Annotated in this window: 21 protein-coding genes; 8 read left to right on the forward strand and 13 right to left on the reverse strand. The window is 59.9% G+C overall.

Going from position 1 to position 26,558, the window contains the following annotated elements; genetic code table 11:
* Positions 1-9: 9 nt before the first annotated feature.
* From ACTJKV_RS12485 to bcsN, 5 genes are all read right to left on the reverse strand, one after another.
* Complete coding sequence (locus ACTJKV_RS12485) at positions 10-2,274, reverse strand: tetratricopeptide repeat protein (protein ID WP_440598760.1); 2,265 nt, start codon at positions 2,272-2,274, stop codon at positions 10-12.
* Positions 2,271-3,317 (reverse strand): glycosyl hydrolase family 8, encoded by a 1,047-nt coding sequence (locus tag ACTJKV_RS12490; RefSeq protein ID WP_313590482.1) that lies wholly within the window; start codon positions 3,315-3,317, stop codon positions 2,271-2,273. Before ACTJKV_RS12490 ends, ACTJKV_RS12485 begins: the two co-directional genes overlap by 4 nt.
* Positions 3,317-5,833 carry a cellulose biosynthesis cyclic di-GMP-binding regulatory protein BcsB gene (locus tag ACTJKV_RS12495; RefSeq protein ID WP_440598761.1) on the reverse strand — a complete coding sequence of 839 codons (2,517 nt, stop codon included), beginning with the start codon at positions 5,831-5,833 and terminating at the stop codon, positions 3,317-3,319. The genes ACTJKV_RS12490 and ACTJKV_RS12495 overlap by 1 nt, the downstream gene beginning before the upstream one ends.
* Positions 5,833-8,025 carry a UDP-forming cellulose synthase catalytic subunit gene (bcsA, locus tag ACTJKV_RS12500; protein ID WP_440598762.1) on the reverse strand — a complete coding sequence of 731 codons (2,193 nt, stop codon included), beginning with the start codon at positions 8,023-8,025 and terminating at the stop codon, positions 5,833-5,835. Before bcsA ends, ACTJKV_RS12495 begins: the two co-directional genes overlap by 1 nt.
* Positions 8,026-8,134: 109 nt before the next feature.
* Positions 8,135-9,115, reverse strand: a complete 981-nt coding sequence (bcsN, locus tag ACTJKV_RS12505) for a cellulose biosynthesis protein BcsN (RefSeq protein WP_440598763.1) — start codon at positions 9,113-9,115, stop codon at positions 8,135-8,137.
* A 269-nt stretch (positions 9,116-9,384) separates the two neighbouring features.
* Between bcsN and ACTJKV_RS12510 the strand changes: the two genes are divergently transcribed.
* The 8 genes from ACTJKV_RS12510 to ACTJKV_RS12545 all read left to right on the forward strand — a co-directional run bounded on the left by ACTJKV_RS12510 (position 9,385) and on the right by ACTJKV_RS12545 (position 17,272).
* Positions 9,385-10,590: an AGE family epimerase/isomerase gene (locus tag ACTJKV_RS12510; protein WP_440598764.1), complete on the forward strand. Its 1,206-nt coding sequence runs from the start codon at positions 9,385-9,387 to the stop codon at positions 10,588-10,590.
* A 210-nt stretch (positions 10,591-10,800) separates the two neighbouring features.
* Positions 10,801-12,411: an ABC transporter substrate-binding protein gene (locus ACTJKV_RS12515; protein WP_440598765.1), complete on the forward strand. Its 1,611-nt coding sequence runs from the start codon at positions 10,801-10,803 to the stop codon at positions 12,409-12,411.
* A gap of 1 nt (position 12,412) precedes the next feature.
* Entirely contained in the window at positions 12,413-13,402 is a 990-nt protein-coding gene (locus tag ACTJKV_RS12520; RefSeq protein ID WP_427929183.1) for an ABC transporter permease, read from the forward strand.
* The gene (locus ACTJKV_RS12525) at positions 13,399-14,229 is read left to right on the forward strand and encodes an ABC transporter permease (protein ID WP_427929184.1); all 831 of its coding nucleotides are present in this window, start codon (positions 13,399-13,401) and stop codon (positions 14,227-14,229) included. Before ACTJKV_RS12520 ends, ACTJKV_RS12525 begins: the two co-directional genes overlap by 4 nt.
* Entirely contained in the window at positions 14,226-15,032 is an 807-nt protein-coding gene (locus ACTJKV_RS12530; RefSeq protein WP_440598766.1) for an ABC transporter ATP-binding protein, read from the forward strand. Before ACTJKV_RS12525 ends, ACTJKV_RS12530 begins: the two co-directional genes overlap by 4 nt.
* Positions 15,032-15,817, forward strand: coding sequence for an ABC transporter ATP-binding protein (locus tag ACTJKV_RS12535; RefSeq protein ID WP_113227230.1), 786 nt, complete (start codon positions 15,032-15,034; stop codon positions 15,815-15,817). The genes ACTJKV_RS12530 and ACTJKV_RS12535 overlap by 1 nt, the downstream gene beginning before the upstream one ends.
* Positions 15,810-16,907, forward strand: coding sequence for a pyridoxal-phosphate-dependent aminotransferase family protein (locus ACTJKV_RS12540; protein ID WP_113227231.1), 1,098 nt, complete (start codon positions 15,810-15,812; stop codon positions 16,905-16,907). Before ACTJKV_RS12535 ends, ACTJKV_RS12540 begins: the two co-directional genes overlap by 8 nt.
* 182 nt (positions 16,908-17,089) lie before the next feature.
* Complete coding sequence (locus ACTJKV_RS12545) at positions 17,090-17,272, forward strand: hypothetical protein (protein ID WP_207773752.1); 183 nt, start codon at positions 17,090-17,092, stop codon at positions 17,270-17,272.
* Positions 17,273-17,306: 34 nt separating this feature from the next.
* On the opposite strand, the gene ACTJKV_RS12550 is transcribed toward ACTJKV_RS12545, so the two are convergent.
* The 8 genes from ACTJKV_RS12550 to ACTJKV_RS12585 all read right to left on the reverse strand — a co-directional run bounded on the left by ACTJKV_RS12550 (position 17,307) and on the right by ACTJKV_RS12585 (position 26,493).
* Positions 17,307-18,881 carry an FGGY-family carbohydrate kinase gene (locus ACTJKV_RS12550; RefSeq protein ID WP_113227232.1) on the reverse strand — a complete coding sequence of 525 codons (1,575 nt, stop codon included), beginning with the start codon at positions 18,879-18,881 and terminating at the stop codon, positions 17,307-17,309.
* A gap of 68 nt (positions 18,882-18,949) precedes the next feature.
* Positions 18,950-19,654 (reverse strand): HAD family hydrolase, encoded by a 705-nt coding sequence (locus tag ACTJKV_RS12555; protein ID WP_062423578.1) that lies wholly within the window; start codon positions 19,652-19,654, stop codon positions 18,950-18,952.
* A gap of 4 nt (positions 19,655-19,658) precedes the next feature.
* On the reverse strand, positions 19,659-21,143 hold the full coding sequence (locus tag ACTJKV_RS12560; protein WP_440598767.1) for a mannitol dehydrogenase family protein: 1,485 nt from the start codon (positions 21,141-21,143) through the stop codon (positions 19,659-19,661).
* A 96-nt stretch (positions 21,144-21,239) separates the two neighbouring features.
* Positions 21,240-22,244 (reverse strand): ABC transporter ATP-binding protein, encoded by a 1,005-nt coding sequence (locus ACTJKV_RS12565; RefSeq protein ID WP_112359366.1) that lies wholly within the window; start codon positions 22,242-22,244, stop codon positions 21,240-21,242.
* A gap of 11 nt (positions 22,245-22,255) precedes the next feature.
* Positions 22,256-23,080, reverse strand: coding sequence for a carbohydrate ABC transporter permease (locus tag ACTJKV_RS12570; RefSeq protein WP_062423581.1), 825 nt, complete (start codon positions 23,078-23,080; stop codon positions 22,256-22,258).
* A gap of 11 nt (positions 23,081-23,091) precedes the next feature.
* The gene (locus tag ACTJKV_RS12575; RefSeq protein ID WP_440598768.1) at positions 23,092-23,964 is read right to left on the reverse strand and encodes a carbohydrate ABC transporter permease; all 873 of its coding nucleotides are present in this window, start codon (positions 23,962-23,964) and stop codon (positions 23,092-23,094) included.
* 120 nt (positions 23,965-24,084) lie between these two features.
* Positions 24,085-25,398: an ABC transporter substrate-binding protein gene (locus ACTJKV_RS12580; RefSeq protein ID WP_062443612.1), complete on the reverse strand. Its 1,314-nt coding sequence runs from the start codon at positions 25,396-25,398 to the stop codon at positions 24,085-24,087.
* A gap of 141 nt (positions 25,399-25,539) precedes the next feature.
* Positions 25,540-26,493: a sugar-binding transcriptional regulator gene (locus tag ACTJKV_RS12585; protein ID WP_062443615.1), complete on the reverse strand. Its 954-nt coding sequence runs from the start codon at positions 26,491-26,493 to the stop codon at positions 25,540-25,542.
* Positions 26,494-26,558: the final 65 nt, after the last annotated feature.

Here is a 26,558-nt window from a genome sequence, read left to right on the forward strand (position 1 = left end):
GCCAAACGGCTAGCCGCCCTGCGGGCCGCGGCTCGGCCGGGCATTTTGCGCCGTGGCAAGGCCCCGGATCGCATCCGCATTGCCGGTTGCCGCAGAAGCCTCGAAGACCTGTACGGCTTCACCGTAACGCTTCATGTTGAGATAGGCGTAGCCGCGAATAACCATGAGATCGATACGCTCGGTGGCATATCTCGCCCGCTGATCAAGAAGGATCAGCGCCTCTTCGTAGTGCTTGCTCTCATAGGCCGCCAGCGCGCGGTCGGTGAGGATTGCCACTTGAAGCTCGGTGGCCTTCTGGCGATCCATCGAAGATTTTGTTGCGGAAACGGCGGCATTGTCCGTCAGACCCATGCGAAGATAGGCAAGGCTCTGGCCATAGGCCGCATCACTGCGAACCGTCGAATCGCCGTTCTTGAGAGCCGCGGAGAAAGCTTTCACCGCCTCGGCAGGCCGGTTAGCCTCCATCAGACACCAGCCTTGCTGGAGTGCACTCTGCGCAGAAAGCGCGTCCGGATTGAGGCTCACAGAGCAACGGCCGGACTGGCGCGCACCCCGAACGGCGCCCGCTTGGCGCGGCGGCGAAGGCTCGTAAGCGACGGTGGTCGCTTGCGGAGAGACCATGCGCGGTGCGGTGGTCATTGCGCGAGATTGGGGCTGTACGGGCGCAGGTGTCGTGACTGCGGGCGCGGCAGCGATCACGCCCGCCTGAGCGGTCGGTCGGCCGATCTCCAAGATACGCTGCGACTGGTTACCCCATTGGCTCTGAAGCCGACTAACCTCCGCCAGATTGTTGAGCTCCTGGTAGGTGAGAGCCAGACCATAGGCCGATGGCTCATCCTCCGGCTTCCACTGCAATGCGGTGGAGAACCATTGCTGCGCCATCTGCGGCTGCTGGAAGGCGCGAGAATACCAGCCAAATTCCTGTGCGGTCGCGGCATCTTTCTGCGCTACGGTTTCCGTTGCAATGCGCTGAAGAATATCGGGCTCCAGCGCGACAGGCGGATCAAGTGCCAGGAGGTTGGCGGCTGCAGCGAGATAAGTTGCGCGCGCACCATCGGAGGAACTACGCCATTTGAACATGATGTCTTCGGCTTCGCGGGGTTCTCCACGCGCAACCAGCGCAAGCGCTAAGCCTTCCGAGGCGGAGGCGGAATCCTCCACATCCCTTGCGCGGCGGAACCACTTTTCCGCGTCGTCCATCTTCTCACGGCCGACATTGTACCACCCAAGCAAGAGCGCATCGCTTGCAAGCTTGTTGGTTTCCGCCAGCCGTTCCATGCGGGAGAGATAGGCAGGCGGTACTGTGACCTTGGGGTCTTCACCCGCCTTTGCAACGAATTGACGCGCGAGATCGTCCTTGACGGGCTCGAACTCGAGTTGGCCATCCGGTCCGGGTTTTTCCCGCGAGAGGAGGTCTTCCATCATCTCGATTGGCAGAAGCGTCGAGGCCTTTTGCACGGTTGCCAGACGTTCCGCCGGATTCTGGCAATTGGTCAGCAGGTAGCCATAGGCATCGCGTGCACGCGCCGGCTTCTCCGTCCGCGCGAAGGCTTCCGCCACGCGCCAGAGAACATCGACTTCGCTGCAGGTCAGCAGGCCCGGGTTTTCGGCCGCCACGCCGAGCACCGCATTATACTGTTTCAGATCAGAGGCGTTCACCAGACGCTGGCGCGCTTCGGCAAGATCCAGCATCTCGGTCAGATTGGCGGGCGGCTGCCAACCAGCTTCCGCAGCCTGACGGTCGGCGATAGCCTTGCGCGCCTCTGAATAGCGACCGGTGGCATAAAGTTGCCAGATCCCGTCCAACTGCGGATCGCCCGTGGGTGCGGCAGCGGTAGGATCGGCAGGCGGTGTCCAATTTGGATAAAGCGCTTTCAGACGTGCGATCTCAGCTTGAAGACGCGCCGTGTCGCCGCGTGTGGCGAAGTAACGGAGAGCGCTTTCATCGACGACCGGTGCGGCATCGCCCGTGCCGGTCTGAGGGGCCGGATTTGTGTTTTGAGGCGCCTGCTGCGGCGTTCTCGGTGTCTGCGCAAGATTGGTCGAGGGGGCAGCGCGGGATTGCGGCTCTTTGGTGCCGAGGGAAAGCGGGCTGTCACCCTTCTGGACGTCGGCATTGTTCATGCCCGCGGCGAAGGCGTGCGTCCCGACTGCCTGCATCGGGGCGGAATGAACGGCGCTGACGTGGCCGAGAAGCGCATCGCGCGACTGGAAGATGCCAGCGGCGCACAGTGCCAAGACGGCAGCGGACAGCAACAGTGGCTTCTTGTTCATAGGCACTCCTGATTCGCCTGCGCTACGAAAGACAAAGCCAAGAGATGCAACGTAGATGGATAATAAAGTGTTGACGCGTAGGTTCTCAGTTCCTGTGGAATGGGTTTTTTGCTGGCTTTGCAGGCCAGAAGTGCGGGCATGATGCGATAGCCTGCATCCGAAAGCACATCCTTGGCTGCACCGGACTTCAGATCGAAGGTCGCGATATTGCCGTCCTCGAGCGACATGCCAGCCGCCATCCTGGCGTAGAGATCGGGCGAGCCTGACGCCCCTCTGACCAGATAGAGCGGAATGCGAACGGAGTTGTAGCCGAACTCCTGCGCAAAACCATCGGCCGGACGCGGCTTGGTGCGCACGGATACCCAGTCAGCCGGTAGCTTTCGCGGGCCGAAGGCAAAGCCGTTGATCGCGACGAGACCATCGGCCGCAAGCTTGCCCCATAGAGGTGACGGCGAAAGCTCGTTGAGAAGCGGAAAGGCTTCAAAAATATAGTAGGATGGATTGACGACAGGCCCATCCGGCCGGTCGCTATCGGCAAAGCCGGAGGCGGCTGGAAGAAGAAGGGTTCGACCGCCGCGCTCCACCACCGCCTTGTCGAGCACCGCCTTGGCGATTCCTCGACCGGCGTCTGCAAGGTCCTGGCGTCCCCATTGTCGGGCAGCGAGCGCCAGCGCCTGCGCGATCAGAATATCGCCGTCCGTGGCATTGTTGATGTCCGAGACATGGGGCGTCGATTGCGGATCCCATTTCCAGGCAGCAAGACCATCGTCTCGCACCAGAAGTTCGGTCTTGGTAAAAGACCAGATCAGCTCGAAATTCGCCTGGTCGTCGGCAAGAACGGCGAGCCACATGCCGTAACCCTGGCCTTCGCTGTGGCTGATCCCGTTATTGCCTGTATCGATGATGCGCCCGGACGGGTCGAGAAAGGCGGCTCGATAGCTCTGCCAGTCCGCCGCGTTGATGGAGGCTGCCTTGACGCTCAGCGGGATCATCAGCACCCCCAGCAACAACACCATTCTTGTCAGTGATCTGGCAAATGTCATCACGGCTTGCGTCCCAACAGCCTCAGAAGGATGAAGGTAACCCATCCGAGCACTGACAAAAAGCCGATGAACACCAGCGCGTAGGAAAGCGTGTTGCTGGACAGCCAGTTGGCTGCAATCAGCCGCCAATTGGAAAACGTCGCCGGGCCGGTGTCGAAGAAGGTCTGCTGTTGGGCGACGATCGTCTCAACCTTGTCGGCAGCAGGATCAAAGGTGGCAATACGTCCAGAGAGCCCGCTCCATCGCTTCAGTTCCGTCATCGATTTGACGCCGGATCTCAAAGTGTCGATGGCCGGTGCCGTGGCAAGCGTCCACACACCCTCGCCACCGGGGCTCAACCCCTGCGCCAGCATGAAGCTGACATTTCCTGGCGGTGTGTAGACTTGCTCCGCGCCTGGAAGAAACCGGAGAGTGTCCCTGCTGATATCGAAGTTGCGCCTGATCCACTCCTCGAAGGAGGATATCTGCCCTTGCCAGACACCGCCATCCACGCGCTCGCGCCAGTTTTCAAACAACTGATCGGTCTGCTCGACGGGTGGCGTTGCGCGCCCTCCCTCACCCCAACTCGTCTGGCTGGCCAGAGCGATGTTGAATTGGGCAGCCAGTGCTGGCGGTATCTGGGCCAGCGTACCGATGAAGACCGCGTCTCTGTCTCCCACGGCAGCAATGGAGCTGACGAGATCGATCGCGAGTGGCTGACCGGCAGCGAGTGACATACGGCCGAGAAGCGTCGCCGCAGACGACATGACGTCCGGATCGATCCGCTCCATATAGACCGCAACGGGCTGCTGCGAGGCGTGATAGGGCTGTATCACACCACGATTGGCGGCCAAATCTGGGGCGCGACCAATTCTCGCGAAATTGGGCATGTGGAATTCGGACGTGTCGAACAGCGCAAAACGCGGTGTCCCGCTTGCCGTCGTTCCCGGCAAGCAATCCGAATCCGCCTGCGTCTGTATGACGGCCTCAATGGCAACCGTGTTGGCGCCCGGCACGAAATGCCGCAACGTGACCTTGATCGGCAGGTGTCGGAAGATGCCACCGCCGCGGTTCGAAATCGGCACGGTGGAGGCAATATTGCCGTTCACATAGACATCGATATGGCTCCCGGGAAGCACGTCGCTGGCATAGGCCGCGTCCAAAAGCAGCGTCGCTTCACCATAGGCGGCAGCGTAGAAATCAGCCGGAATGCCAATGGTGAAATCGGTGCGGAAGCGCCGTCCCGAAAATTCCGCACTTTTGACGCCAAGCGACGAGAGCACCAGGCGGCGGTTTCCGACAACCAGTGGCGCATCCGGGGTGTGCCAGTTGCGTGTAGACAGAAACGAACGCACCGATCCGGCCGGACGTTCGGCCGAGGCAACGAGACTGTCGATCGCCGTTTGTAGCGCTTGAGGTGTCGGGCCTCCGACGATCAATGCTGAAAGATTGCTGACGATGTTGCTCTCAAAGCCGGCATACGGGCCAGCCAGGACTTCCGGCGGAACGGAACTTGCGACAGCGGCGATTTCGCGCGATGTGCCGGCCAGCACGATCAGCGAACCCGCCTTCCGCTCCTTCGGCACCGTCGTGTGGAAGGCGATTTGCTGATTGGGCATCTGCGTGCGCAGCGCCAGCGCCTGCGACAGCTTCAGCAACGACTCCGCCATCACCGGGTTCGCCAGGCCGGGAGCCACGATATCGATGGAGGTGAGGCCTTCGCTGCCAGCGCCGATCGCCTGGATGTCCTCGATCGTCTCGAAACGGTTGGCAACATCGGCATTGAGCGTGATGAAGGTGCCGGCGGGATTGATATCAGTCCACAGATCATAGGTGGATTCGACCGTGCAATCGGTCCTGTGACGCTGCTTGACGCCAAGTGTCACGACATTGGCGCCCGCCTGAAGCGTGCCTGGCGGGATGGGAATCGAGACGCTTCCCTCCGCATCGGGAGACGCGATGCTCTTTTTCTCCAACGGCACATTGTTGATCGCGATCTCCAGGCTCGAGCTTTCCGGCGCAACCACCACGGCGTTTTGATACGCGATCGTGACGGCCTGCGCCGCCTGCGCCTGCTGCTCTGTCAGGTAGATCGTCCATTGCCGCTGATCGATCTCACCGGACAGGCTGAGTTCGCTGAACGGCAATATGTAACGGCGGCGCGGATCGACGGATGTCTGGACGGGTAGCGATGGCGCCTGCGTCGGCTGAGCCTGGGTCTGCGGTTGTGATGGCGCACCTTGGGGATAAGATGGTGGAGATGGCGCGGGAGTGACCGGAACGGGCGAGAGCCGTGCCGGTGCCGGCTGCTGTGCAGGAGGCACCATTGCAGGCGGCGAAACAGCGGGCGGCGCAGCCGGGATTTGCGGCATGGACGGTGCGTTTGGCACTGGCTGTGGCGCGGGCTGCACCGGAGCCGACCTTGCCGCAGGCGGGTTCGCCGGGCGCTCGGGAGACATGTCAAAGGGTGCGCTTTGCCCAAACGCGCTTGCCGACAACATGGCGTAAAAGCTTACGAGGAGGAGCGGCTTTCTCATCACTTGGCAACTCCTGCCGCAGCCTTCTGTCGCGCTCTCGATCGGAAGGAGCGCATGAAATAAAACAGGCCGCGTTGTGTCTGGAAAAGCGCGATGCCCATGAAGGTGATCGTGCCCCGGATCAGGCCGGGATTACCCCTGCGTGCGCGCTGAAATTCGGTCCATTGCTCTGAATTGGCGAAGATCAGATCCGCTATCAGGCGGTGTTCGATATTTTCCTTTGGCGCAAAGGTGCAGCCGACCGAGGTAAAGCCCTGCTGCTTGACGGTTCGGACGATATCGATCGTCATCGACGAGGGCGCCCCAGGGCTATAGGGGTCGACGCGAATAATCGCGGGGCGGCCCTTCTCGACGACATCCAGATCCTTTTCGAAAATGTTGATCAGCATGCCGTGGACGGACACGTTCTGAACCGTTGCCGGCAACCAGGGGCCGTCTTCCTGCAACTGCAATTCGCATCGGCGCTTGACGGTGATGCGCCGCGACGCGGATTTCTCTCCGCGTTCGGACACAACGCCGAGAGCACAGCCGGCAAAGATGATGTTGAGCAGGTTCCAGCCGCCAACGACGAGCGTGACGTCCGCCTTATAGGGCTCGGCATAGATGCGATAGATCGCAAAGATCATTGCGATGACCAGCACGAAGAAGATGACGAAGAACGGCCGGCTGATTTCCGACAGGCGGGCTTCGCTGATGGATTCGTCCTTCGCCGTCACCTTGAAGGTCGGCTTGCTGGGGTTGAACAGCACCGAGACCACGGCAGGCAAGAGATGCACCGTCTGCACATATTCATAAAGCTCGGAAATCCACGGCCAGCGGAAACTTCCATAGAGGAAGTTCTGTATCATCAGGTTCACCAGCATGTAGGCCGCCGTATAGGCCAGGAACTCGCCCCCGGATGCAACGAAGATCTGCAGGTCGAAGAAGAGATAGAAGAGCGGCGCGAAGAGGAAGATGGTGCGCGGGAACGGGAAGAGCCAGAACAATGTCGAGGACATGTAGCAGAGCCGCTGGGGGAAGGAGAGCCCTCGGCGGAAAAGCGGCTGGCGGAAGATCAGGATCTGCATCATGCCTTGCGCCCAGCGGCTTCGCTGGCCGATGAAGCTGGTGAAGGTCGCGGGCTGCAGACCGGCAATCAGGGGCTTATCGACATAAAGGCTGTTCCAGCCGCGCGAATGAAGCGCAAGTGCCGTCTCGCAATCCTCGGTAATGCTGACGCCGCTGAAGCCATCGGTTTCTTTGAGCGCCTCGCGCCGCAGAACCGCTGCCGATCCGCAGAAGAAGGCACCGTTCCATTTGTCCAAGCCGCGCTGGATGATGCCGTAGAACATTTCGTTCTCGCTCGGCATGGTTTCGAAGGTGCGCAGATTGCGCTCGATCGGGTCCGGATTGACGAAGAAATGCGGCGTCTGGACGAGAAAGAGCCTTGGATCTTCCCCAAAATAGCCAACCGTTTCGAGAAGAAAATCGCGCGCGGGCGCATGGTCGGCGTCGAAAACGGTGACCAGTTCACCCGTCGAATGATCCAGACCATTGTTCAGATTGCCAGCCTTGGCATGGACGTTGCGCTCACGCGTCAGATAGTTGACGCCGAGATCGGCGCAGAGCTTTTGCAATTCCGCGTGGCGCCGGGTCGCGGCTTGCGCTTCCAGCCCGTTCGGCGCATTGCGTTTCTGCACCGTGCCGCCATCATCCAGCAGCCAGACGGTGAACCTGTCCGCCGGATAATCCATGTTCTTCGCAGCCGCCAGCGTGTTGGCGAGAAGCTCCGCATCCTCGTTATATGTTGGCACGAATACGTCGACCGTCGGCACATAGCCGGGCGAACCAGGACGGCCCTTTCGCGACGGCAACGGCATCGAGACAATGACAAGGCTGAGCGCCAGCATCACCACGCTGTACATTTCGGCGAGATAGAGCAGGAAGCCCGGGATGAAGTTCTCGAGCTGGTTGACGGGCGGCAAGGTGCTGGTCGTGCGCCAATACACGTAGCGCAGAACAATGGCCGTACCGAAGCCAAGACCGATGAGCCGCCAGGCGCCCTTGCCGTTCAGAGACTTGATGGTGGCAAGCAAGGCCAGCGAAATCGCCGTGGCGATGAGATGCGTCTGTAAGCTGACGGGCAATGTGATGATCAGCAAGACACAGGCTGACACGAACAGCCAGAGGGTGAAAGCGATGACCTTGCTCATCAGCAAACCTTTACATCAAGTCGATAAGAAGCGGACCGCTCCCTGGCCTCATGCCACTGGCCCCTGACTGCGACGAAGAGACCAAGTGGATCAGTTACACCTGAAACAGTTAATTGCAGGTTTGTCCGTTCGCCTGACCGGCAACGCAGGCAGGCGAAGGAATGGCGACCTGTTTCGTTTCGATACGCCGCGCTGGCGGGGGCACGTCTGCCGGTCTGCTGCCAGCCGCCCTTGGCGCTGCCGGCGACGGGATGAGGACAGCCGGCCTGGAGGATACGGTGGGCTGCGGCTGCACAACGACCGGCGCCGCTGCGGGCGAGGCTGTCACCGCAGGTCGCGGCTGCGAACGAACCGGAGCCGAGATGGGCGTCTGCGTTCCCGGCTGCATGGGCACGGCACCCGATACGGGATAGATAGGATTGCCGGCACGTCCGAGGCTCTTGTCTGGGTCCTGTGCGGTTCCGTAAGGATTCCAGTTGGTGGACAGATAATTGCCGGTAATCGTGTAGTTATACATCACCGCCAGGAGATCGCGCGTCGTGACACCCGACTGGCAGAGCCGCAGCGTCACATTGATGCGACCGAGATTCTTGAAGCTTTGGCGCGCGCTTTCCGGCGACCTGATCTGCTGCCATCCGTAAATGCAGGCATCGTTGCCATAACCTCTGCCTGAGGCATAGGAAAACGTGCCGTAATTGTTCTGCAGATATTCGGCAGACGTCGCCATCGCCACACCGGGAAATGCGCTCCTGATCTCCCGCGAGATCGAAGAAACACGCAGACTGCTTTCCGACAGCCCGCCCCTTCCGGTATCCTCTGCCTTTTGCGGCCCGAAAAGCTGCACCTTCAGATAGTTCTGACCAGGGGTCGCCGCATCCGAGCGCAGGATCACGTCCTGCTGAACGGCATTGGCGTAATTGCGGTTGATAACGGTGAGGACTTCCGGGCCGCCGGGCGGCGGAAAGATCAGTGCTTCTTCCGGCGCCAACATCTTCGGCCCGCCGGATTGCTGCACGCCGGCCGGCGTATTGCAACCTGAGAGCGCCAGCGCCATGCCACATGCCAATGCTGTCGCAGTGGCGGTGTTCATCACCCCACCACGCCCCTTTGACCGGGATCGAACATCGCGAATCACATGTGGCACAATCATAGTTACGAAATACGTGAGCGCGATGAATTAGCAATCCGAATTGTCGATGGCATAGAGTGATGCCGCATGTCGCGGCGCGATCCTCGATCGGCTCACGGGAACTTTATCGTCTGACCAAGATTGGGCGGATGGTTCTCTACTTGGGCGACGGCCGCTATGACGACTTGACGGACGGCGCGAGGGAATCAAAATACGGAAAGAGAAACAGCATGGAAGAGCAGACCTTGAGCGCCACAACACAACTGACGGACGAAATCACCGCATTGCGTCGATGGCTGGAGGAGGCTGCTTTGCCGCTGTGGTGGGAGGCCGGAGCAGCAAAACCCGACGGCGGCTTTCATGAAAGGGTCGATCAGGACGGAAAGCCGGTTCTTGGCGATAATCGTCGCGCCCGCGTGCAGCCCCGCCAGGCCTATTGCTACGCGGCAGCCGGCGAAAACGGCTGGACCGGCGACTGGCAGCGCGCCATCAATCACGGTCTCGACTGGTTTGACAAAGTCTATCTTCTGGAGAGCGGACTTTACGGCAATCTTGCCGATGCATCTGGAAAGCTGATCGATCCGTCCTTCGATCTTTACAATCAGGCTTTCGCCCTCTTTGCTGCGGCCCAAACGGCGATGGCGTTGCCGGAGAGGAAGCACGAGATGCGCGAGCGCGCGCTCGGCATCCTCTCGCTCCTCAAAGAGCGTTATGCCCATTCCGAACAGGGCTTCGAGGAAGACAGTCCGTCTCGCTATCCGCTCTGCTCCAACCCGCATATGCATCTTTTCGAGGCCATGCTGGCCTGGGAGACGGTCGATCCAACCGGCCCCTGGACGGCTGTCGCCGATGAGATTGCAAATCTCGCGATGACGCGTTTCATCGATCAGGAGAATGGCGGCCTGCGCGAATTCTTCGACAAGGATTGGACCCCAGCACCCGGCGAAAAAGGCCGCATCATGGAGCCTGGCCATCAGTTCGAATGGGCCTGGCTTCTGGTCAGATGGGGGCTTTTGCGCAACAGCTTCGATGCCATTCAAAAGGCAAAGCGGATGTTCGACATCGGGGAGAACCATGGCATCTGCCTACGCCGCAAAGTCGCGGTGATGAGCCTTCTCGACGATTTCAGCATGCATGATCGCCTGGCTCGTTTCTGGCCGCAAACCGAATGGCTGAAGGCCGCCGTTCGCCTGGCCAGTGCCACCGAAGGCGAAGAGCGGCATCGCTATATCACCTCCGCATCGCGGGCGGTGATGGCGATCCGGCCCTTCCTCGACACACCAGTGAAAGGCCTCTGGTTCGACAAGTGGCCCGCCGATGCACCGATGATCGACGAACCGGCACCGGCCAGCACCTTCTATCATATCGTCTGCGCGATTTACGAAGCCGACAGCGTGCTGAAGGCACTGGCCATCAAGACAGCGGGGCCGCGATAAGGCGTCGGCTCCTTCTGCCCTCGACCATGCCTCTTTGATGCCGCGAACGATTTTCGCGGCCTCTTGGATGATGATGAAAAGATTTGCCTCGCGGATTTGAGGCGGCGTGAAAACATTGCTGTCAATGCAATGGCTTCCCATGGACACTGAAGCCGTCATGGTCCTAAATGGCACCTTGACGCCGCCCACAATCCGAACCCGGAGTCCCTCATGCCGCCGTCCCCCCTTTCGCGCCGCTCTCTTTTAAAAACCGCAGCCTTGCTCGCAGCCTCCACCACGCTGATGCGGACCGATCTGGCCTGGGCGGCAGGCAGCGGCGAACGACTGGTCGTGGCGGCAGATTCGGAGCCTAAGAACCTCAATCCGGCGATCGTTGCCTCCAACGGCGTATTCTACATCTCCAGCAAGATCGTGGAGCCCTTGGCGGAAGCATCGTTCAGCGGCAGGAACGGTTTGGAACCGCGTCTTGCGACGTCCTGGGAAGGATCGCAGGACGGTTTGAGCGCGACCTTTAGACTGCGCGAGGGCGTGACCTGGCATGACGGCAAACCCTTCACCTCGGCCGATGTGGCCTTCTCGGCCCTCTCCGTCTGGAAACCGCTTCAGAACCTCGGGCGTCTGGTCTTTGCCAATCTGGAGAGTGTCGATACGCCAGATGAGCATACCGCCATCTTCCACTTCTCCAAGCCGACGTCGTTCCAGTTGATCCGCAACGCGCTTCCGGTGGTGACGAGTGTGCTGCCGAAGCACCTGTATGACGGCACCGATATTGCCACCAACCCATTGAACACCAAGCCGGTCGGTACCGGGCCTTTTGTTTTTGCCGAGTACAAGCCCGGCGAATATTACCGGTTGACGCGCAACGAAAAATACTGGGGCAAGGGTCAGCCGAAACTGGACGAGATCATCTATCGCGTGCTTCCGGACCGAGCAGGTGCCGCAACCGCGCTGGAAGCCGGCGAGATCCAGCTCGCGGCCTTCTCCGCCGTGCCGCTGACGGATCTTGCCCGCATTTCCAAGGAACCCGGTATCAAGGTCATCGCCGATGGCTATGAGGCGCTGACCTACCAGCTCGTGGTGGAGATCAACCACCGTCGCAAGGAGCTTGCCGATCTCAAGGTTCGGCAGGCCATTGCCCATGCGATCGACAAGAAGCTCGTCGTCGATACGGTGTTCCTGGGCTACGCTACCAATTCCACCGGTCCCGTGCCGAAGAACGCGCCGCAGTTCTATACGCCTGACGTGAAACTCTACGACTTCAATGTCGACAAAGCAAATGCCCTTCTCGATGAAGCAGGCTATCCGCGTGGCGCCGATGGCAACCGCTTCTCGCTCAAACTGTTGCCCGCGCCGTATTTCAACGAAACCAAACAGTTCGGCGCCTATCTTCGCCAAGCACTGTCTGCCATTGGCATCGATGCGCAGCTGGTGAACAACGATGCGGCCGCGCATCAGAAGGCGGTCTATACGGATCACGCCTTCGATCTCGCGGTAGCACCCACCGTCTTCCGCGGCGATCCCGCCATATCCACCACCATCCTGGTAAAATCAGGAACACCCGCCGGCGTGCCCTTCTCCAACCAGGGCGGTTACGAGAACAAGGAACTCGACGCCATCATCGACAAGGCGGCGCAAACGGTGGACGAAAAGCAGCGTACCGAACTCTACAAGGTGTTCCAGCAGAAGGTCAAAGAGGACCTGCCGATCATCAACGTGGCCGAGTGGGGCTTCATCACCGTGGCCCGCAATACGGTGAAGAACGTCGCCAGCAATCCAAGATGGGCGGTTTCAAACTGGGCGGACACCGCCATCGAGGAGTGAGGTGGGAGGCGCAGGCCGCATTCTCCGTCGCAGGCTGATCAGCGCCATTCCGGTGCTGATCATCGTGCTCCTCTTCACCTTCCTGCTGTTGGAAAATGCGTCGGGCGACGCAGTCGACGCCTATCTGGTGTCGATTGGTGGCGGAGATGCCAGCCTGCGAGACAGCCTGCGGACGCAATATGGGCTGGATCACTCGGCCCTATGGCGGCTGTGGCTTTACGCCACCTCCGTCCTGAAACTCGATCTCGGCTGGTCGGTCGCCTTCGACCGCCCTGTGCTGTCGCTGATTATGGAGCGTTTGCCGAACACGCTGCTTTTGATGGGAAGCGCGACGCTCTTGTCCTTCATTCTTGGCACTGCTCTGGGGATTGTCGCTGGAGCAAAGCCGGGAAGCCTGCTGGACCGTGCGCTATCATCTGTATCACTTGCACTGTATGCCGTTCCAGGGTTCTGGCTCGGTCTCGTCCTGGTGCTCGTCTTCGCAGTCAAGCTTCGCTGGCTCCCTACATCCGGTCTGGAAACCATCGCTTCCGGTAAGCAAGGTTTCGCACGCGCCCTCGACATTGCGCGGCATCTCGTTCTTCCCGTTGCGAGCCTTGGCCTGATCTATCTCGGTCTTTTCCTGCGCGTGATGCGAAGCGCCATGGGCGAGATCTGGCGGATGGAGTTCGTCTCCTTTGCCCAATCGAAAGGACTGTCACGCGCGCGGGTGGTGCTGCGTCATGTTGCCCGCAATGCCGCCCTTCCCCTTCTCACCGTGCTTGGCCTTCAATCCGCTATGATGCTGGGCGGCTCCGTTGTGATAGAAAGCGTCTTCGCCATTCCGGGCTTCGGCAGATTGGCGCAGGAGGCGGTGGCAGGGCGGGATACACCCTTGCTGATGGGAATCATCCTCGTCAGCGCCGTTTTCGTCATCCTCGTCAATCTGATCGTCGACTTGCTCTACGCGCTTCTCGATCCGCGTATCGGCGCCGGGGAGGAAACGGCGTGACGGTTCTTAGCCAAGTGTTCCGCAGCCGCGAAGGCCTGGTCGGTCTCGCAATCCTTTTCGTCGTGGCAGCTTCTGGCCTTTCAGCGCCTTTTGTCTTTCCCAACGATCCGCTTTCCATCGTCGCCGCGCCACTCATTCCGCCATTCACCGACCGCGCCCTGCCGCTCGGAACCGATACGCTTGGACGCGATGTTCTGGCCTGCCTGTTCCACGCTGCGCGCAGTTCGCTGCTCGTCGGTCTCTGCGCTGCCGCCGCAGCCCTTCTGATCGGCACCGTCATGGGAACGCTTGCGGGCTTTGCTGGCGGTATCATCGATGAGGCGTTGATGCGGATCACCGATGCCTTTCAGATCGTGCCGAGCTTTCTTCTGGCACTTGCCTTCGTCAGCACCATCGGTCCATCGCTGCCCATCGTGGTCATTGCCATCGCGCTCGGCGCCTGGGCCGACCCGGCGCGATTGACACGCGCGCAGGTGCTGTCGATCCGCGAGCGCGACTATGTGGCCTCGGCGCGCACCATCGGCATGCACCCAATGGAAATTGCCTTCCGCCAAATTCTCCCCAACGCCTTGCCGCCGGTTATGGCGCTCGCCGCCATCATCGTCGCTGCGGCAATACTCACCGAAGCCGCGCTCTCCTTTCTCGGACTTGGAGACCCGAACATCGTGACCTGGGGTGGGATGATTGCCGAGGGGAGAAACGTGCTTCGCTCGGCGGCCTACCTCTCCATTATCCCCGGCATGGCTCTGCTCGCTACTGTCCTTGGGGTCTATCTGCTGGGTGAGGGCATCAACAAGGCGTTCGCCGGTCAAGGGGCTGCGCGATGAGCCTTGCCCCGCTTCTGAAAATCGAAGGGCTCAGCGTCACCTACCACTGCGCCGCGCAACCGTCCTTGCGCAACGTATCGCTTCAGCTTCAGGAAAAGCAGCGCCTGGCGATCATCGGCGAAAGCGGATCGGGCAAAAGCACGTTGGCACGCTGCATCGCCGGCTTGTTGCCGCGCGGAGCCAAAACCGAAGGTCAGCTGATCTGGAATGGACACCCCGATAAGAGCCACCAAGCACGATTCCCAACGCCGGGCCGCGATATCGCCTATATCTTTCAAGACCCGAGCGCCAGCCTCAACCCGGTACTGACGATTGGCGAACAGGTGGCCGAGGCTGCGATCCGTCATCTTCGCCTCACCCGAAAACAGGCGCGGGCTCACGCCCGGGATTTGCTGACAGAGGTACAACTGCCGAACCCTGATGCCTTGCTGTCGGCCTATCCGCATCAAATCTCCGGCGGGCAGCGGCAACGTGTGGCAATTGCGGCCGCCATCTCCGCAGCGCCCAAAATCCTTATTGCCGATGAGGCCACCAGCGCGCTCGACACAATCACGCAAGCGGCGATCGCCCGGCTTCTCGGCCGCCTTGTCAGCGCCAATGGCATGACGCTGATTTTCATTACCCACGATATCGCGCTGGCCTCCAGCCTTGCGGACGAGATCGCGGTGTTCCAATCGGGCCGACTTATAGAGTCGGGCAAGGCGCAGGATGTGCTCTCGAATCCGGCAAGCGGCGATACCAAACGTCTCCTCTCATCGCACCTTGATCTGACCACCCCACCGCAGATCCGGAGGGCTAGTTGATGGAGCCTTTCTTCTCCGTCAACCACCTCTCCAAGCGCTACCAAGCGCGCGGACGAACGGTCCAAGCACTCGACGATGTTTCCTTCACGCTGGCGCGCGGCGAAACGCTTGGGCTGGCAGGCCCGTCCGGGTGCGGGAAATCGACGCTCGCGCGCATTATCATGCGGCTTTCGCCCGCAGATGGCGGCGAGGTGCGCTTTCAAGGCCAGAACTGGCTGGCCCTTTCGGGTCAGGAGCTGAGAGCCGCCCGTCGCCATGTGCAGATGGTGTTTCAGGATACCCATGGCGCGTTCAATCCGCGCGCCACGGTGGCAGATGCGATCGGTGAACCGTTACGAATCCACAGGATCGTCGCGCCCCGCGATCGACAAGCCGAGATCGTCCGGCTGTTGGAGCGGGTTGGGCTTGGCGCGGACTACGCTGCACGTCCTGTTCTCCAACTGTCGGGCGGCCAGCGACAGCGTGTCGCAATCGCCCGGGCCATCGCCTGCCGCCCGTCCCTGTTGGTGATGGATGAGGCCGTTTCCGCGCTCGACGTTTCCGTCCGCGCCCAGATCCTCGAATTGCTGGTATCCCTTCAAAGCGAGACCGGCCTTTCCTGTCTGTTCGTCTCGCATGATCTCGCGGTCATTCGTGCCGTCTGCCATCGCGTTGCCGTCATGGAGATGGGGCGCGTCGTCGAACAGGGAGAGACGGACAGCGTGATCTCGAACCCACAGTCGGATACAGCAAGACGGCTGATCGCCGCCGTTCCCACACTTCGTAAGGACCAAAGCCATGCCTGATCGCAACTGGAGCCATCTGCTCGACGTGCCCGCCTTTCCTTCGGAGCGTTACGCAAAGCTTGCAGACCGATTGGCGGCCCTTATGAAGACACGTAACGATGTGCTTCTCATTCAGGCCGAGGCAGTCTTGGCGCTGGAAGCCGTCGCCACCAGCCTTGCGCGAACTGGCCTGAAAGCGCTGAACATCGTGACGAGCCCCTATGGTGCATGGTTCGGCAACTGGCTGAAGCGCGGGGGCAGCGATGTCATCAATCTCGTGGCGGAGCCCGGACGACCGGTCGCGATAGAGGCTGTGCGACAGCACCTGGACCAACATCACGATATCTCTGTGCTGTCACTGGTCCATGCCGAATCCGCCACCGGCATTCTCAATCCGCTGGAAGATATCGTTCGGCTTGCAAGTGAAAGAAGTGTGCTTACGATTGTGGATGCGGTCGCATCGATTGGCGGCCATGCTCTCAATGTGGATGGAGACGGCATCGATATCGTCGTGATCGGTCCGCAAAAATCGCTCGCAGGGCCGGCGGGCGTCTCGGCAATCTCGGTCAGCGACCGCGCCTGGGCGATGCTGCAGCATGAGGGCGCGCCACGCAATTCGATGCTGTCCCTTCTCGATCAGAAAGAGCAATGGCTCGAGACCGGCAGAGGCGCTCTGCCCGGCACACCTTCGCCGCTCGAATTCTTCGCGCTAGACGCCGCACTCGAGCGTCTGGAAGCCGAAGGCATCAATGCGGTTGAAGCGCGGCATCGTCTGGCGGCGAAGGCGACGCGAGACGCTTTGCGCGCGCTCGGTGCCGAGGTCTGGGTCGACGACCATCTCGCTTCGGCACTGGTGACAGCCGTCAAGCTTCCGGCGAACATCGACCATAGCAATTTTCTCCAGGCCGCGAGGCTAAATGGGGCAGATATTGGCGCAGCGGTCGGACCGGGCTCAGATCGACTGGTCCGCCTCAACCATACCGGCCAGCGTGCCAGCAAGGAGGCGGTGCGTGCCAACATCAAAGCCTTCGCCCACGCCCTGCAATTCCAGGGCCACTCAAGACCGGTCGAAAAAGCCTTTAAGGCGCTGGATGCCATCTATTCTTTGTGAGGGCGCGTTGGACCGCCTTCCAGGCCCTGTGAAAAAATGCTCTCACTGAAACGCTGCTATTGGAAGGATCTTTCCCTCCCGTCCACAGCAGTGACACAGGAATCCCTCCCGCAATCTTGACGAAATCGTGGCAAAGCGCGAAACTTTACACATTGTTAAGTTTGGTGACAGGAGGAATGAAAATGGTTGCTGGTTTCAACATGCTTTCCTTCGATCTCTTCGGCCTTGGCCGTCGGGCACAGGAAGAAAAGCTCAAGCGTGAGAGCGGATCGAAAAAGGACCAGGTCACGCGCGACGAGTCCGAGCAGCGCGATCGCGATCAGGAACATGATCTGTTCTTCTGGTCGCTCTATCCGGTGATCTGAGGGACGCGTCCAAAACCGCGCAGTCTCACGTCCCTCAAAGGCGATCCAGTTCCTCGCGATGTCGATACATTGCGAGGAATTTATTGTAATCGCGCTCATAGACGGATGCGCGTGATCGATCCGGCTGGCGCTCCTCACAGCCGGGATACATGGCAGCACCCGCCTTCGCCAGGCTGTCATAGACGCCGCCCGCTGCAGCAGCGGTCATGGCCGTTCCGAGAAGAACAGCATCGCTGGTCTGTGGCACCACGACCCGTTTGCCTGTCGCGTCGGCATAGAGTTCCATCAGCAGCGGATTGTGGATGTGCCCACCCGCGACGTGAAGCGTGGTGGTGCGATATCCGAACCCTTCCATCGCATCCAGAACGTGGCGCGTGCTGAGCGCGATCGACACAGCCGTGCGCCAGTACAGTGCACAGAGGCTGTCGAACGAGGTATCGAGTGTCAGGCCACTGATCACACCTCTGGCATGCGGATCGGCAAGCGGCGATCTGTTGCCATGAAAATCCGGTAGGACATGCAGACGGCTGGCAAATCCCTCTCCCTCCCCTGCCCGCAACACCATGACGCGGTCGACGATGCGACGGTGAAGTGCCGCATCCGGCTCTCCCCCCGCGGCATGCATGCGCACGATATGGTCGAGCAGCGCACCCGTTGCCGATTGTCCGCCCTCGACCAGCCAGTGATCCGGCAAAACAGCTTGCCAGTAGGGTCCCCACAGGCTGCGACCATGAATGCGATTGGGCGTCAGCGCCACAAGGCAACTGGATGTGCCAGCGATCAGCGCGACGTTGTTTTCCACATGGTTGTCGAGGCTCCCGCCAAGCGCACCAAGCGCGCCCGCATAGGCGTCGATCATGCCGGTCGCGACCCGGCATTGCGTATCTAGCCCCAATTCATCGGCAGCCTTGGCCGAGAGGGTACCAACGGCCTGACCTGGTGCTACGGCGCTTGCAGGCAGCGAGGCACGTTCTTTCAGATCGCCGATACCGGCAATTTCAAGATAGTCGTTGCGCCAGCCTTGCTGTTCATGCGCCAGAAAATTCCATTTTGCCGTCAATGTACAGTTGGAGCGCGCAGCACTGCCGCTTGCCTTCCATGTGAGAAAGTCGGCAAGGTCGAAGAAGTAAGCGGCTCTCGACCAGCTTTGAGGCAGGTGTTTCTTCAACCACATAAGCTTCGGTATCTGCATTTCGGGAGATATCGATCCGCCGGCGAAATCCAGAACCGGATGATGCGACGCGGTGAGAAAATCCGCCTCGTTGATGGCGCGATGATCAAGCCAAACCACCGTGTCGAACCGGTCTTCGCCGGTGGTCGAGACCGACACCTGCTCGCCAGACTTGCCGCGCGCAACCAGCGAACATGTGGCATCAAACCCGATAGCAGCCACACGCGCCGGATCGATCGCCGCGTCCGCCATGGCAGACCGCACCGAAAGGCAGACCGCCTTCCATATGTTCTCGGAATCGTGCTCGGCGTGGTTTTCCCTCGGCCTTTGCATCAGGATGGGATGAGTGGCGCGAGACAGCATTGCACCATTACGATCGAACACCCCGGCGCGCGCGCTGCCTGTTCCGACATCGACCGCAACGAGATATTGGCGCATGAAGCTAGTTTCCCATCCCTGTTTTGCCGAAAACCGGGAGAGAACCGTTCCGTGTCTTCACCTGCACGTCAACCAGCCTCTGCTCTTGAGCCTTGGCGGCCCTTTCGGTCGCGCACAAGGTGGACCAAATCCGGCATCGCGTCAAACACGAGATCTGGCTCAAGCGCTGCGATCTGTTGGCGGAATGCGGGGAAGCGTGCGTGAGAGCCTCCTGTAAAAGCAAAAACGCACATGCCAGCAGCCTTAGCTGCCGCAATACCGGCCGGACTGTCTTCAATGACGATGCAATTGGCGGGCTCCGCGCCCATTTCGTGCGCGGCATGCAGGAAGAGATCGGGTGCCGGCTTGCCGTTCTTCACCATGGTCGCGCTGAAAATATGCGGCTCGAATTTTTCGATGAGTCCCGTAAGGCCCAACGAGTAGCGTATGCGTTCCGGCTGACTGGACGAGGCCACGCAGCGAGGCACGTCGAGCCGGTCCAAGGTTTCGGCAATGCCTTCGATGGCCTTTAATTCGAGGCGAAAGCGTTCGAAAAGCGCGCTTCGCATGTGTTCGAGGAAGTCGATATCGGTCTCGATACCGTATTCTTCCCAAAGCGTTGCAGTCATGTTGGCGAGGCTGCGGCCGAGAAACCGTTGATAGGCCTCTTCCTCGGTCATCTGAACACCCAGATGCGCCAGCATGTCGATCAGCACGGCAACTGAGACCGGCTCACTATCGACGAGAACGCCATCGCAGTCGAAGATCACCAAGGGGCCGGTTCCGGTTGGCATGATGTCAGCTTTCGATGAGTTTATCGTCCAGATAGAGTTGCAGCGTCTTTGCCGTTCCCTGCTGCCACAATGTCTTTAGAGCATGGGCAAAGCGCTTGCGGAAGAGGTCGGAGTCGGCAACGTCGCTGAAAATGTCGCTCAGTGCAAGGAACGCCATCGGGTCGTCCTTTGCCTTGATCGCTGCGGCCTGCAGGCGCTCGGCACTCGCATCGTTGAAGACGATCTGCTTCCCGCTGTCCGAGGTGCCGTAGAAGTAGCGGCACCACAATGCCGAGACCAGCGACAGACCGACAATATCGAGGCCTTGGGCGAGACGATCCGAAGTCGAAGGCAGGATGAATTTTGGTTGGCGGTTGGAGCCGTCTTGCGCCAGGCGCGGAATGGTGTCGCCAATCTTCGGGTTGAGGAAACGGCGCTCGATCAGCTCGAAATATTCGTTGAGATTGGTGTCCGGCACCGGCGGAATGATCGGGATGATCTCTTCCTTTTCGAGCTTCGCGAGGAAGGCGCGGATCAATGGATGCTCCATCGCCTCATGGACGAAGTGAACATCAAGAAGTGCTGCGGGATAGGCAATAGCCGCATGGCCGCCGTTCAGGATGCGGATCTTCATGTGTTCATATGGCGCCACGTCGGACACGAACTGAACGCCAACTTTCTCCAGCGCCGGGCGACCGGCGGGGAAATTGTCCTCCATGACCCATTGCTTGAACTCTTCGCAGAAGACCGGCCAGTTATCCTCAATGCCGAAGTCGTCGCGGGCAATGGAGCGCTCGCGATCGCCGGTGGCCGGCGTGATGCGATCCACCATGGAATTGGGGAAGGAAACGTTCTCACCGATCCAGGTGGCGAAGGCTGGATCGGACAGGGCCGCAAGGCCGACCACGGCATTCTTCGTGACCTTGCCGTTGTGAGGAATGTTGTCACAGGACATGACCGTGAAGGCCGGGATGCCTCTGTCGCGGCGTGCTCTTAAACCAGCAACGATGAGGCCGAACACCGTCTTCGGTGCTGCCGGGTTCTTGCCGTCCTCGGCAATGGCTGGATGCTGCGGATTGAACGCGCCGGACGCATCGATGAAGTAGCCGCCCTCGGTGATGGTCATCGAGACGATGCGGATCTTCGGGTCGGCAAGTGCCTCGATAATCGCTTTGGCGTCGCCGACCGGCAGGATGTCGATCATCGGTCCGGTAACGCGGGCGCCTGTTCGGTTATTGTCCTGCTCGACGACCGTCGTCAGGAAATCCTGATCGGCGAGCTTCTCGCGCATGACAGCATCCGAGGGCAGCACGCCAGCCCCGATGATCGCAAAATCATGATCGGCACCGGTGTTGAAAAGATCGTCGAGATAGATGGCCTGATGCGCACGGTGAAAGTTGCCGACGCCGAAGTGAACGATGCCGGCCGAAAGGTCGCTCCGCACATAGGAGGGAACCTGGGCGGTGGCCTTTGCCTGATCAAGCGTTGCAAGCGAGAGTTTGCAGGTCATGAGACAATCCTCGAATAATTCGCAATCGAACCGGCGCGCAAAACGCGCTCAAGGTCCATGTCGTGACGGCTTTCGCCGAATGCCGGCGTCCAGGCACTACGCCCGGATTGCCAGACCATTGGTGTCGAACCTGTGGACCTTGGTCTCATCCGGCGTGATGAAGACGATATCGCCGTGCTGGCAGGCGAATTCGCCACCGGCGCGCGCGGTGATCATGCCGATATCTTCGACGTCGATGTGGAGGAAGGTATCCGAACCAAGATGCTCGGCCACGTTGACCTTGCCCTTCCACAAACCGCTGTCCTTCGACAGCAGCAAATGTTCAGGCCGGATCCCGACCGTCTCCGCCGACTTGCCAAAGGCATAGGCACCCTTGACCAGGTTCATGCGCGGAGAGCCGATGAAGCCCGCGACGAAGAGATTGGCCGGGCTGCGGTAGAGATCGAGCGGCGAACCAACCTGCTCGATATTGCCGCGGTTCAGAACCACGATCTTGTCGGCCATGGTCATGGCCTCGACCTGGTCGTGGGTCACATAGATCATCGTCGTCTTCAGCGTGTTGTGCAGCTCGGAGATTTCCAGCCGCATCGTGCCACGCAGTGCCGCATCGAGGTTCGACAGCGGTTCGTCGAAGAGGAACGCGGAGGGCTCGCGGACAATGGCGCGACCGATGGCAACACGCTGGCGCTGACCGCCGGAGAGCTGCGAGGGACGGCGATCGAGATAATCGGTCAGATTGAGGATGGCTGCGGCGTCATTCACCTTCTTGTCGATGGCGGACTTTTCCATCTTCGCCATCTTCAGCGGGAAGCCGATATTGTTGCGCACGCTCATATGCGGATAAAGCGCGTAGGACTGGAACACCATGGCAAGGCCGCGCTCGGCCGGTGCCTTTTCGGTCACGTCCTTGCCGTCTATGATGATCTGGCCGCCGCTGACGTCCTCAAGCCCGGCAATCAGACGCAACAGCGTGGACTTGCCACAACCAGACGGGCCGACGAAGACGACGAACTCACCGTTTTGAATGTCGAGATTGATGGATGGGATGACCTTGGCTTCGCCAAAGACCTTCGAAACATTTTTAAGCGAAATGCTGCCCATTGTTATGATCCTTATTTCACAGCGCCGAAGGTCAGGCCGCGCACGAGTTGTTTCTGGCTGAACCAGCCGAGCACCAGGATTGGCGCGATCGCCATCATCGAAGCCGCAGAAAGCTTTGCCCAGAACAGGCCCTGCGGCGATGAGAAAGAGGCGATGAACGCCGTTAGCGGTGCTGCGTTTGTGGTCGTCAGGCGAATGGTCCAGAAAGACTCGTTCCAGGCCAGAATGATGTTGAGAAGCAGTGTCGAGGCAATGCCGGGAACCGCCATCGGTGTCAGGACATAGACGATCTCGTTCCACAGCGACGCGCCATCCATCCGGGCGGCTTCCAGGATTTCACCTGGAATTTCACGGAAGTAGGTGTAGAGCATCCACACCACGATCGGCAGATTGATCATGGTCAGCATCAGCGTCAGGCCGAAGCGGGTGTCGAGAAGGCCGGCATTGCGGAACATCAGATAGAACGGCACCAGCACGGCAACGGCCGGCATCATCTTGGTGGAGAGCATCCACATCAGGATGTCTTTCGTGCGCTTCGTCGGCGAAAATGCCATGGCCCAGGCCGCCGGAATGGCGATGAGCAGAGCCAGGATCGTGGAGCCGACCGATAGAACGACCGAGTTCATGAAGGGCTTGAAGTAGTCGCGCTGCGTGTTCACCGTCACATAGTTTTCCAGCGTCCCCGACGGCCAGAGGCTGAAGCCTGCAATCGCTTCCGGCTCCGTCTTGATGGAGGTGAGGAAGGCATAGAGGATCGGGAAGAACAGGATGAGCGCAACCACCCATGCCGCGATGGTAAAGCCGATCTTCGAACGGGTAGAGACTTTACGAGCCATGGGACGTCTCCTTAACGATCGAGGTTCTTGCCGACCGAGCGCATCAGGAAGATGGCGACGATGTTGGCGAGTACGATGGCGATGATACCGCCGGCTGAAGCACCACCCACGTCGTAACCAAGCAGCGCGGTCCGGTAGATCAGAAACGGCAGGTTGGTAGAGGCATAGCCGGGTCCGCCATTGGTGGTGACGAGAATTTCCGCATAGACGCCCAGAAGAAAGATGGTCTGAATGAGGATGACCACCGTCATGGCGCGCGCCAGGTGCGGCAGCGTCAGGTAGATGAAGCGGTTAAAGAAGTTTGCGCCATCCATTTCGGCGGCCTCTCTCTGTTCGCCGTCGAGAGACTGAAGGGCAGTCAGCAAGATCAGCGTCGCAAAGGGAAGCCATTGCCAGGCCACGATGATGACGATGGATAAAAGCGGGAAGCGCGAGAACCAGTCGATAGGTTGAAAGCCGAAGAACCTGTTCAGGTCCGCAAGCACACCGTAACCGGGGTGCATAATCATGTTCTTCCAGATCAGTGCCGCGACCGGTGGCATGACGAAAAAGGGAGAGATCACCAGAATGCGAACGATGCCCTGGCCGAAGATTGGCTGATCAAGCAGAAGCGCAATCGCAACGCCGCCGATAATGGTGATCAGCAGCACACCGCCGACGATGACCAGCGTGTTCCAGATGGACTGGAAGAAGGCCGGATCGGTATAGAAGAATTTGTAGTTGAACAAACCGGCGAAACTGACATTGGCCGGGTTCAGCAGATTGTAGTTCTGGAAGGAAAACCACAGCGTCATCGCCAGCGGCACGATCATCCAGATGAGAAGCAGGAAAACGGATGGCGCCATCATCACGCGCGCCAGGTTCCTGGTGTTCTGCGTTGCCATTCGCTGTCCTCCCAGTATCGCGCGCGGGAATAATACCGCAGGCGGTGCATTCTTTTGATTATGAAGACGATCGAGAAGATCCGCCGCCCGGCAATGGCCGGGCGGCAGGCTTCGGGAGGATTACTTGATGTAACCGGCGCGGGTCATTTCGCGCGTCGCGGTGGACTGAGCGCCTGCGAGCGCATCATCAACCGAAGACTGGCCTGCAACGACTGCCGAGAACAGCTGGCCGACCGTGGTACCGAGCGACTGGAACTCGGGGATCGCCACGAACTGGCCACCGGTGTAAGGCACAGGCTTGACCGTTGGCTTGGTGATGTCGGCTGCATTCATGGCTGCAAGCGTCGTCTTGGCGAATGGTGCCGCCTTCTCGTAGTCAGCGTTCTTGTAGAGCGAGGTGCGCGTGCCCGGAGGAACGTTGGCCCAGCCTTCCTTGGAGGCGACGAGATCGGAATAGTCCTTGCTGGTTGCCCAGGCGATGAACTTCTCTGCCGATTCAGCCTTCTGCGAGCTCTTCGGGATCGCAAGGTTCCAGGACCACAGCCAGTTGCCATGGTTCTTCAATTCGCCATGCGTCGGGAAGAGCGCGTAGCCAACCTTGTCCGCAACCTTGGAGTCCTTCGGGTTCGACACGAAGGAAGCAGCAACGGTAGCGTCGATCCACATGCCGCACTTGCCTTGCTGGAAGAGCGTCAGGTTTTCGTTGAAGCCGTTGGACGCAGCGCCCGATGGACCGGCATCCTTCATCAGATCGACGTAGAACTGCAGGGAGTTCTTCCACTCGGGCTGATCGAATTGCGGTTTCCAGTTTTCATCGAACCAGCGGCCACCGAAGGAGTTGGTAAGCGCGGTGATGAAGGCCATGTTTTCGCCCCAACCCGCCTTGCCGCGCAGGCAAATGCCGTTGACGTCGGCCTTACGGTCGGTGATCTTGCGGGCCGCATCGCCGATGAATTCCCAGGTCGGGTTTTCAGGCATTTTCAGGCCGGCTTTTTCAAACAGGTCCTTGCGATACATGATCATGGCAGATTCGCCATAGAAGGGCGCCGCATAGAGCTTGCCTTCAACCGTCAAGCCACCACGAATGGATGGCAGCATGTCGTTGACATCATACTTGTCGCCGAGCTTTTCCAGCGGCAGAAGCCAGCCTTGCTTGGCCCAGATCGGAACTTCGTAGTTGCCGATGGTCATGATGTCGTACTGGCCGCCATTGGTAGCGATATCCGTCGTGACGCGTTCGCGCAGGACGTTCTCTTCCAGTGTGACCCACTCGATCTGGATGTCGGGGTTCTTGTCGGTAAATTCCTTCGTCAGTCCCTGCATGCGGATCATGTCACCGTTGTTGACGGTGGCAATGGTCAATGTTTCTGCAGACGCGAGGCCGGAAAGGGCGAGAGCCGAGCATGCGCCCAGCAGAAGTGTCTTCAATGTCATGATCTTCCTCCCAGAAGAAAAATGAGCATTCGCTTTGCTCGAGGGCAATTACTCACTTATCTCGACGCAAAGTCAAGCATCCTCCTGCGCTGCAACGCAAAAGAAGGAGCTAATATACTGATTCAAATGATATATTTTTGCTCAGTGCGTGAGCAGATATTCAGCCGATTGCTCATCGGTGATGACGCCGTTGAGCAACCCACCGCGCAAAGCGGCCAAAATGGCGGGCGATTTCTTTCGTCCCTGAGCGATACCGACCACGGTGCAAGTCTCCCTCGGCGGCACGGGAACGGAGGCGACGCGATCATTGATGGGATTGTTCATGATCTGCCCATCCCCATCGAAGAACCAGCCGCAGATTTCGCCTGCGGCACCCTCGGCGATCAGTTTTTTCATCTCGTCAACGGCGAGGAACCCATCGAGACAGAGCGGCGCGTTTTCTCCCAACTCGCCAACTCCGACGAAGGTCACATTCGCGGCAGCACCCAAAGCCAGCGTTGAGCGAACCATGGGTTGGTCATGCAGCAGGAGGCGCTCTTCAGACGATGAGCAAAGAACCGGCAGCGGCATGGGAAAGTGGCGAGCCTTGATCGCATCCGCCATGGAGAAGATGACGTTGTAGTAGGCGGCCGAGCCATCGGGACCGATATTGCCGGTGAGTGAGACGATGCGATGCTGCGGACAATCCATCGGCGGCAATTGATCCACCGCGGCTTTCAGCGTGCGCCCCGTTCCGACGGCCAGCACGATCGGATCTGGCTGGCGCAACCAGCGCTCGATTTCCGCCGCACCCGCCTCGGCAATTCCAACGGTGGAGGAGGTTCCTGCCGGATCGCTCGGGACGACCTCGACATGCTTTAGCGAAAAGCGTTCACGCAGCGCCTCTGCCTTCTCCAGACAGGCGGCAATCGGGTGATCGAGCCGCACCTTGATCAGACGCTCGGCCACCGCCAGTGAGACGAGACGCTGCGCAGACTGGCGCGAAATTCCCATGGCTGCGGCGATCTCGTCCTGCGTGCGACCGGCCACATAATAGAGCCAGCCGGCGCGCGCCGCATCGTCTAACCGTCCACCGCTATCGGATCGCCTGGCCATGTCTCTGCCCTAACTTGTCTGCTCCCCAAGTGCTGGCATTTTTTGCAGTAAAAAGTCAAACCATG

This window comes from Agrobacterium sp. 22117 (genome assembly GCF_052045735.1).
Classification (GTDB): Bacteria; Pseudomonadota; Alphaproteobacteria; order Rhizobiales; family Rhizobiaceae; genus Agrobacterium; species Agrobacterium cavarae.

What these genes read in the sequence shown, in the direction of transcription:
- ACTJKV_RS12485 (WP_440598760.1), bottom strand. Translation starts at nt 2,274, where the DNA reads ATGAACAAGAAGCCACTGTTGCTGTCCGCTGCCGTCTTGGCACTGTGC.
- ACTJKV_RS12490 (WP_313590482.1), bottom strand. Translation starts at nt 3,317, where the DNA reads ATGACATTTGCCAGATCACTGACAAGAATGGTGTTGTTGCTGGGGGTG.
- ACTJKV_RS12495 (WP_440598761.1), bottom strand. Translation starts at nt 5,833, where the DNA reads ATGAGAAAGCCGCTCCTCCTCGTAAGCTTTTACGCCATGTTGTCGGCA.
- bcsA (WP_440598762.1), bottom strand. Translation starts at nt 8,025, where the DNA reads ATGAGCAAGGTCATCGCTTTCACCCTCTGGCTGTTCGTGTCAGCCTGT.
- bcsN (WP_440598763.1), bottom strand. Translation starts at nt 9,115, where the DNA reads ATGAACACCGCCACTGCGACAGCATTGGCATGTGGCATGGCGCTGGCG.
- ACTJKV_RS12510 (WP_440598764.1), top strand. Translation starts at nt 9,385, where the DNA reads ATGGAAGAGCAGACCTTGAGCGCCACAACACAACTGACGGACGAAATC.
- ACTJKV_RS12515 (WP_440598765.1), top strand. Translation starts at nt 10,801, where the DNA reads ATGCCGCCGTCCCCCCTTTCGCGCCGCTCTCTTTTAAAAACCGCAGCC.
- ACTJKV_RS12530 (WP_440598766.1), top strand. Translation starts at nt 14,226, where the DNA reads ATGAGCCTTGCCCCGCTTCTGAAAATCGAAGGGCTCAGCGTCACCTAC.
- ACTJKV_RS12535 (WP_113227230.1), top strand. Translation starts at nt 15,032, where the DNA reads ATGGAGCCTTTCTTCTCCGTCAACCACCTCTCCAAGCGCTACCAAGCG.
- ACTJKV_RS12540 (WP_113227231.1), top strand. Translation starts at nt 15,810, where the DNA reads ATGCCTGATCGCAACTGGAGCCATCTGCTCGACGTGCCCGCCTTTCCT.
- ACTJKV_RS12545 (WP_207773752.1), top strand. Translation starts at nt 17,090, where the DNA reads ATGGTTGCTGGTTTCAACATGCTTTCCTTCGATCTCTTCGGCCTTGGC.
- ACTJKV_RS12550 (WP_113227232.1), bottom strand. Translation starts at nt 18,881, where the DNA reads ATGCGCCAATATCTCGTTGCGGTCGATGTCGGAACAGGCAGCGCGCGC.
- ACTJKV_RS12555 (WP_062423578.1), bottom strand. Translation starts at nt 19,654, where the DNA reads ATGCCAACCGGAACCGGCCCCTTGGTGATCTTCGACTGCGATGGCGTT.
- ACTJKV_RS12560 (WP_440598767.1), bottom strand. Translation starts at nt 21,143, where the DNA reads ATGACCTGCAAACTCTCGCTTGCAACGCTTGATCAGGCAAAGGCCACC.
- ACTJKV_RS12565 (WP_112359366.1), bottom strand. Translation starts at nt 22,244, where the DNA reads ATGGGCAGCATTTCGCTTAAAAATGTTTCGAAGGTCTTTGGCGAAGCC.
- ACTJKV_RS12570 (WP_062423581.1), bottom strand. Translation starts at nt 23,080, where the DNA reads ATGGCTCGTAAAGTCTCTACCCGTTCGAAGATCGGCTTTACCATCGCG.
- ACTJKV_RS12575 (WP_440598768.1), bottom strand. Translation starts at nt 23,964, where the DNA reads ATGGCAACGCAGAACACCAGGAACCTGGCGCGCGTGATGATGGCGCCA.
- ACTJKV_RS12580 (WP_062443612.1), bottom strand. Translation starts at nt 25,398, where the DNA reads ATGACATTGAAGACACTTCTGCTGGGCGCATGCTCGGCTCTCGCCCTT.
- ACTJKV_RS12585 (WP_062443615.1), bottom strand. Translation starts at nt 26,493, where the DNA reads ATGGCCAGGCGATCCGATAGCGGTGGACGGTTAGACGATGCGGCGCGC.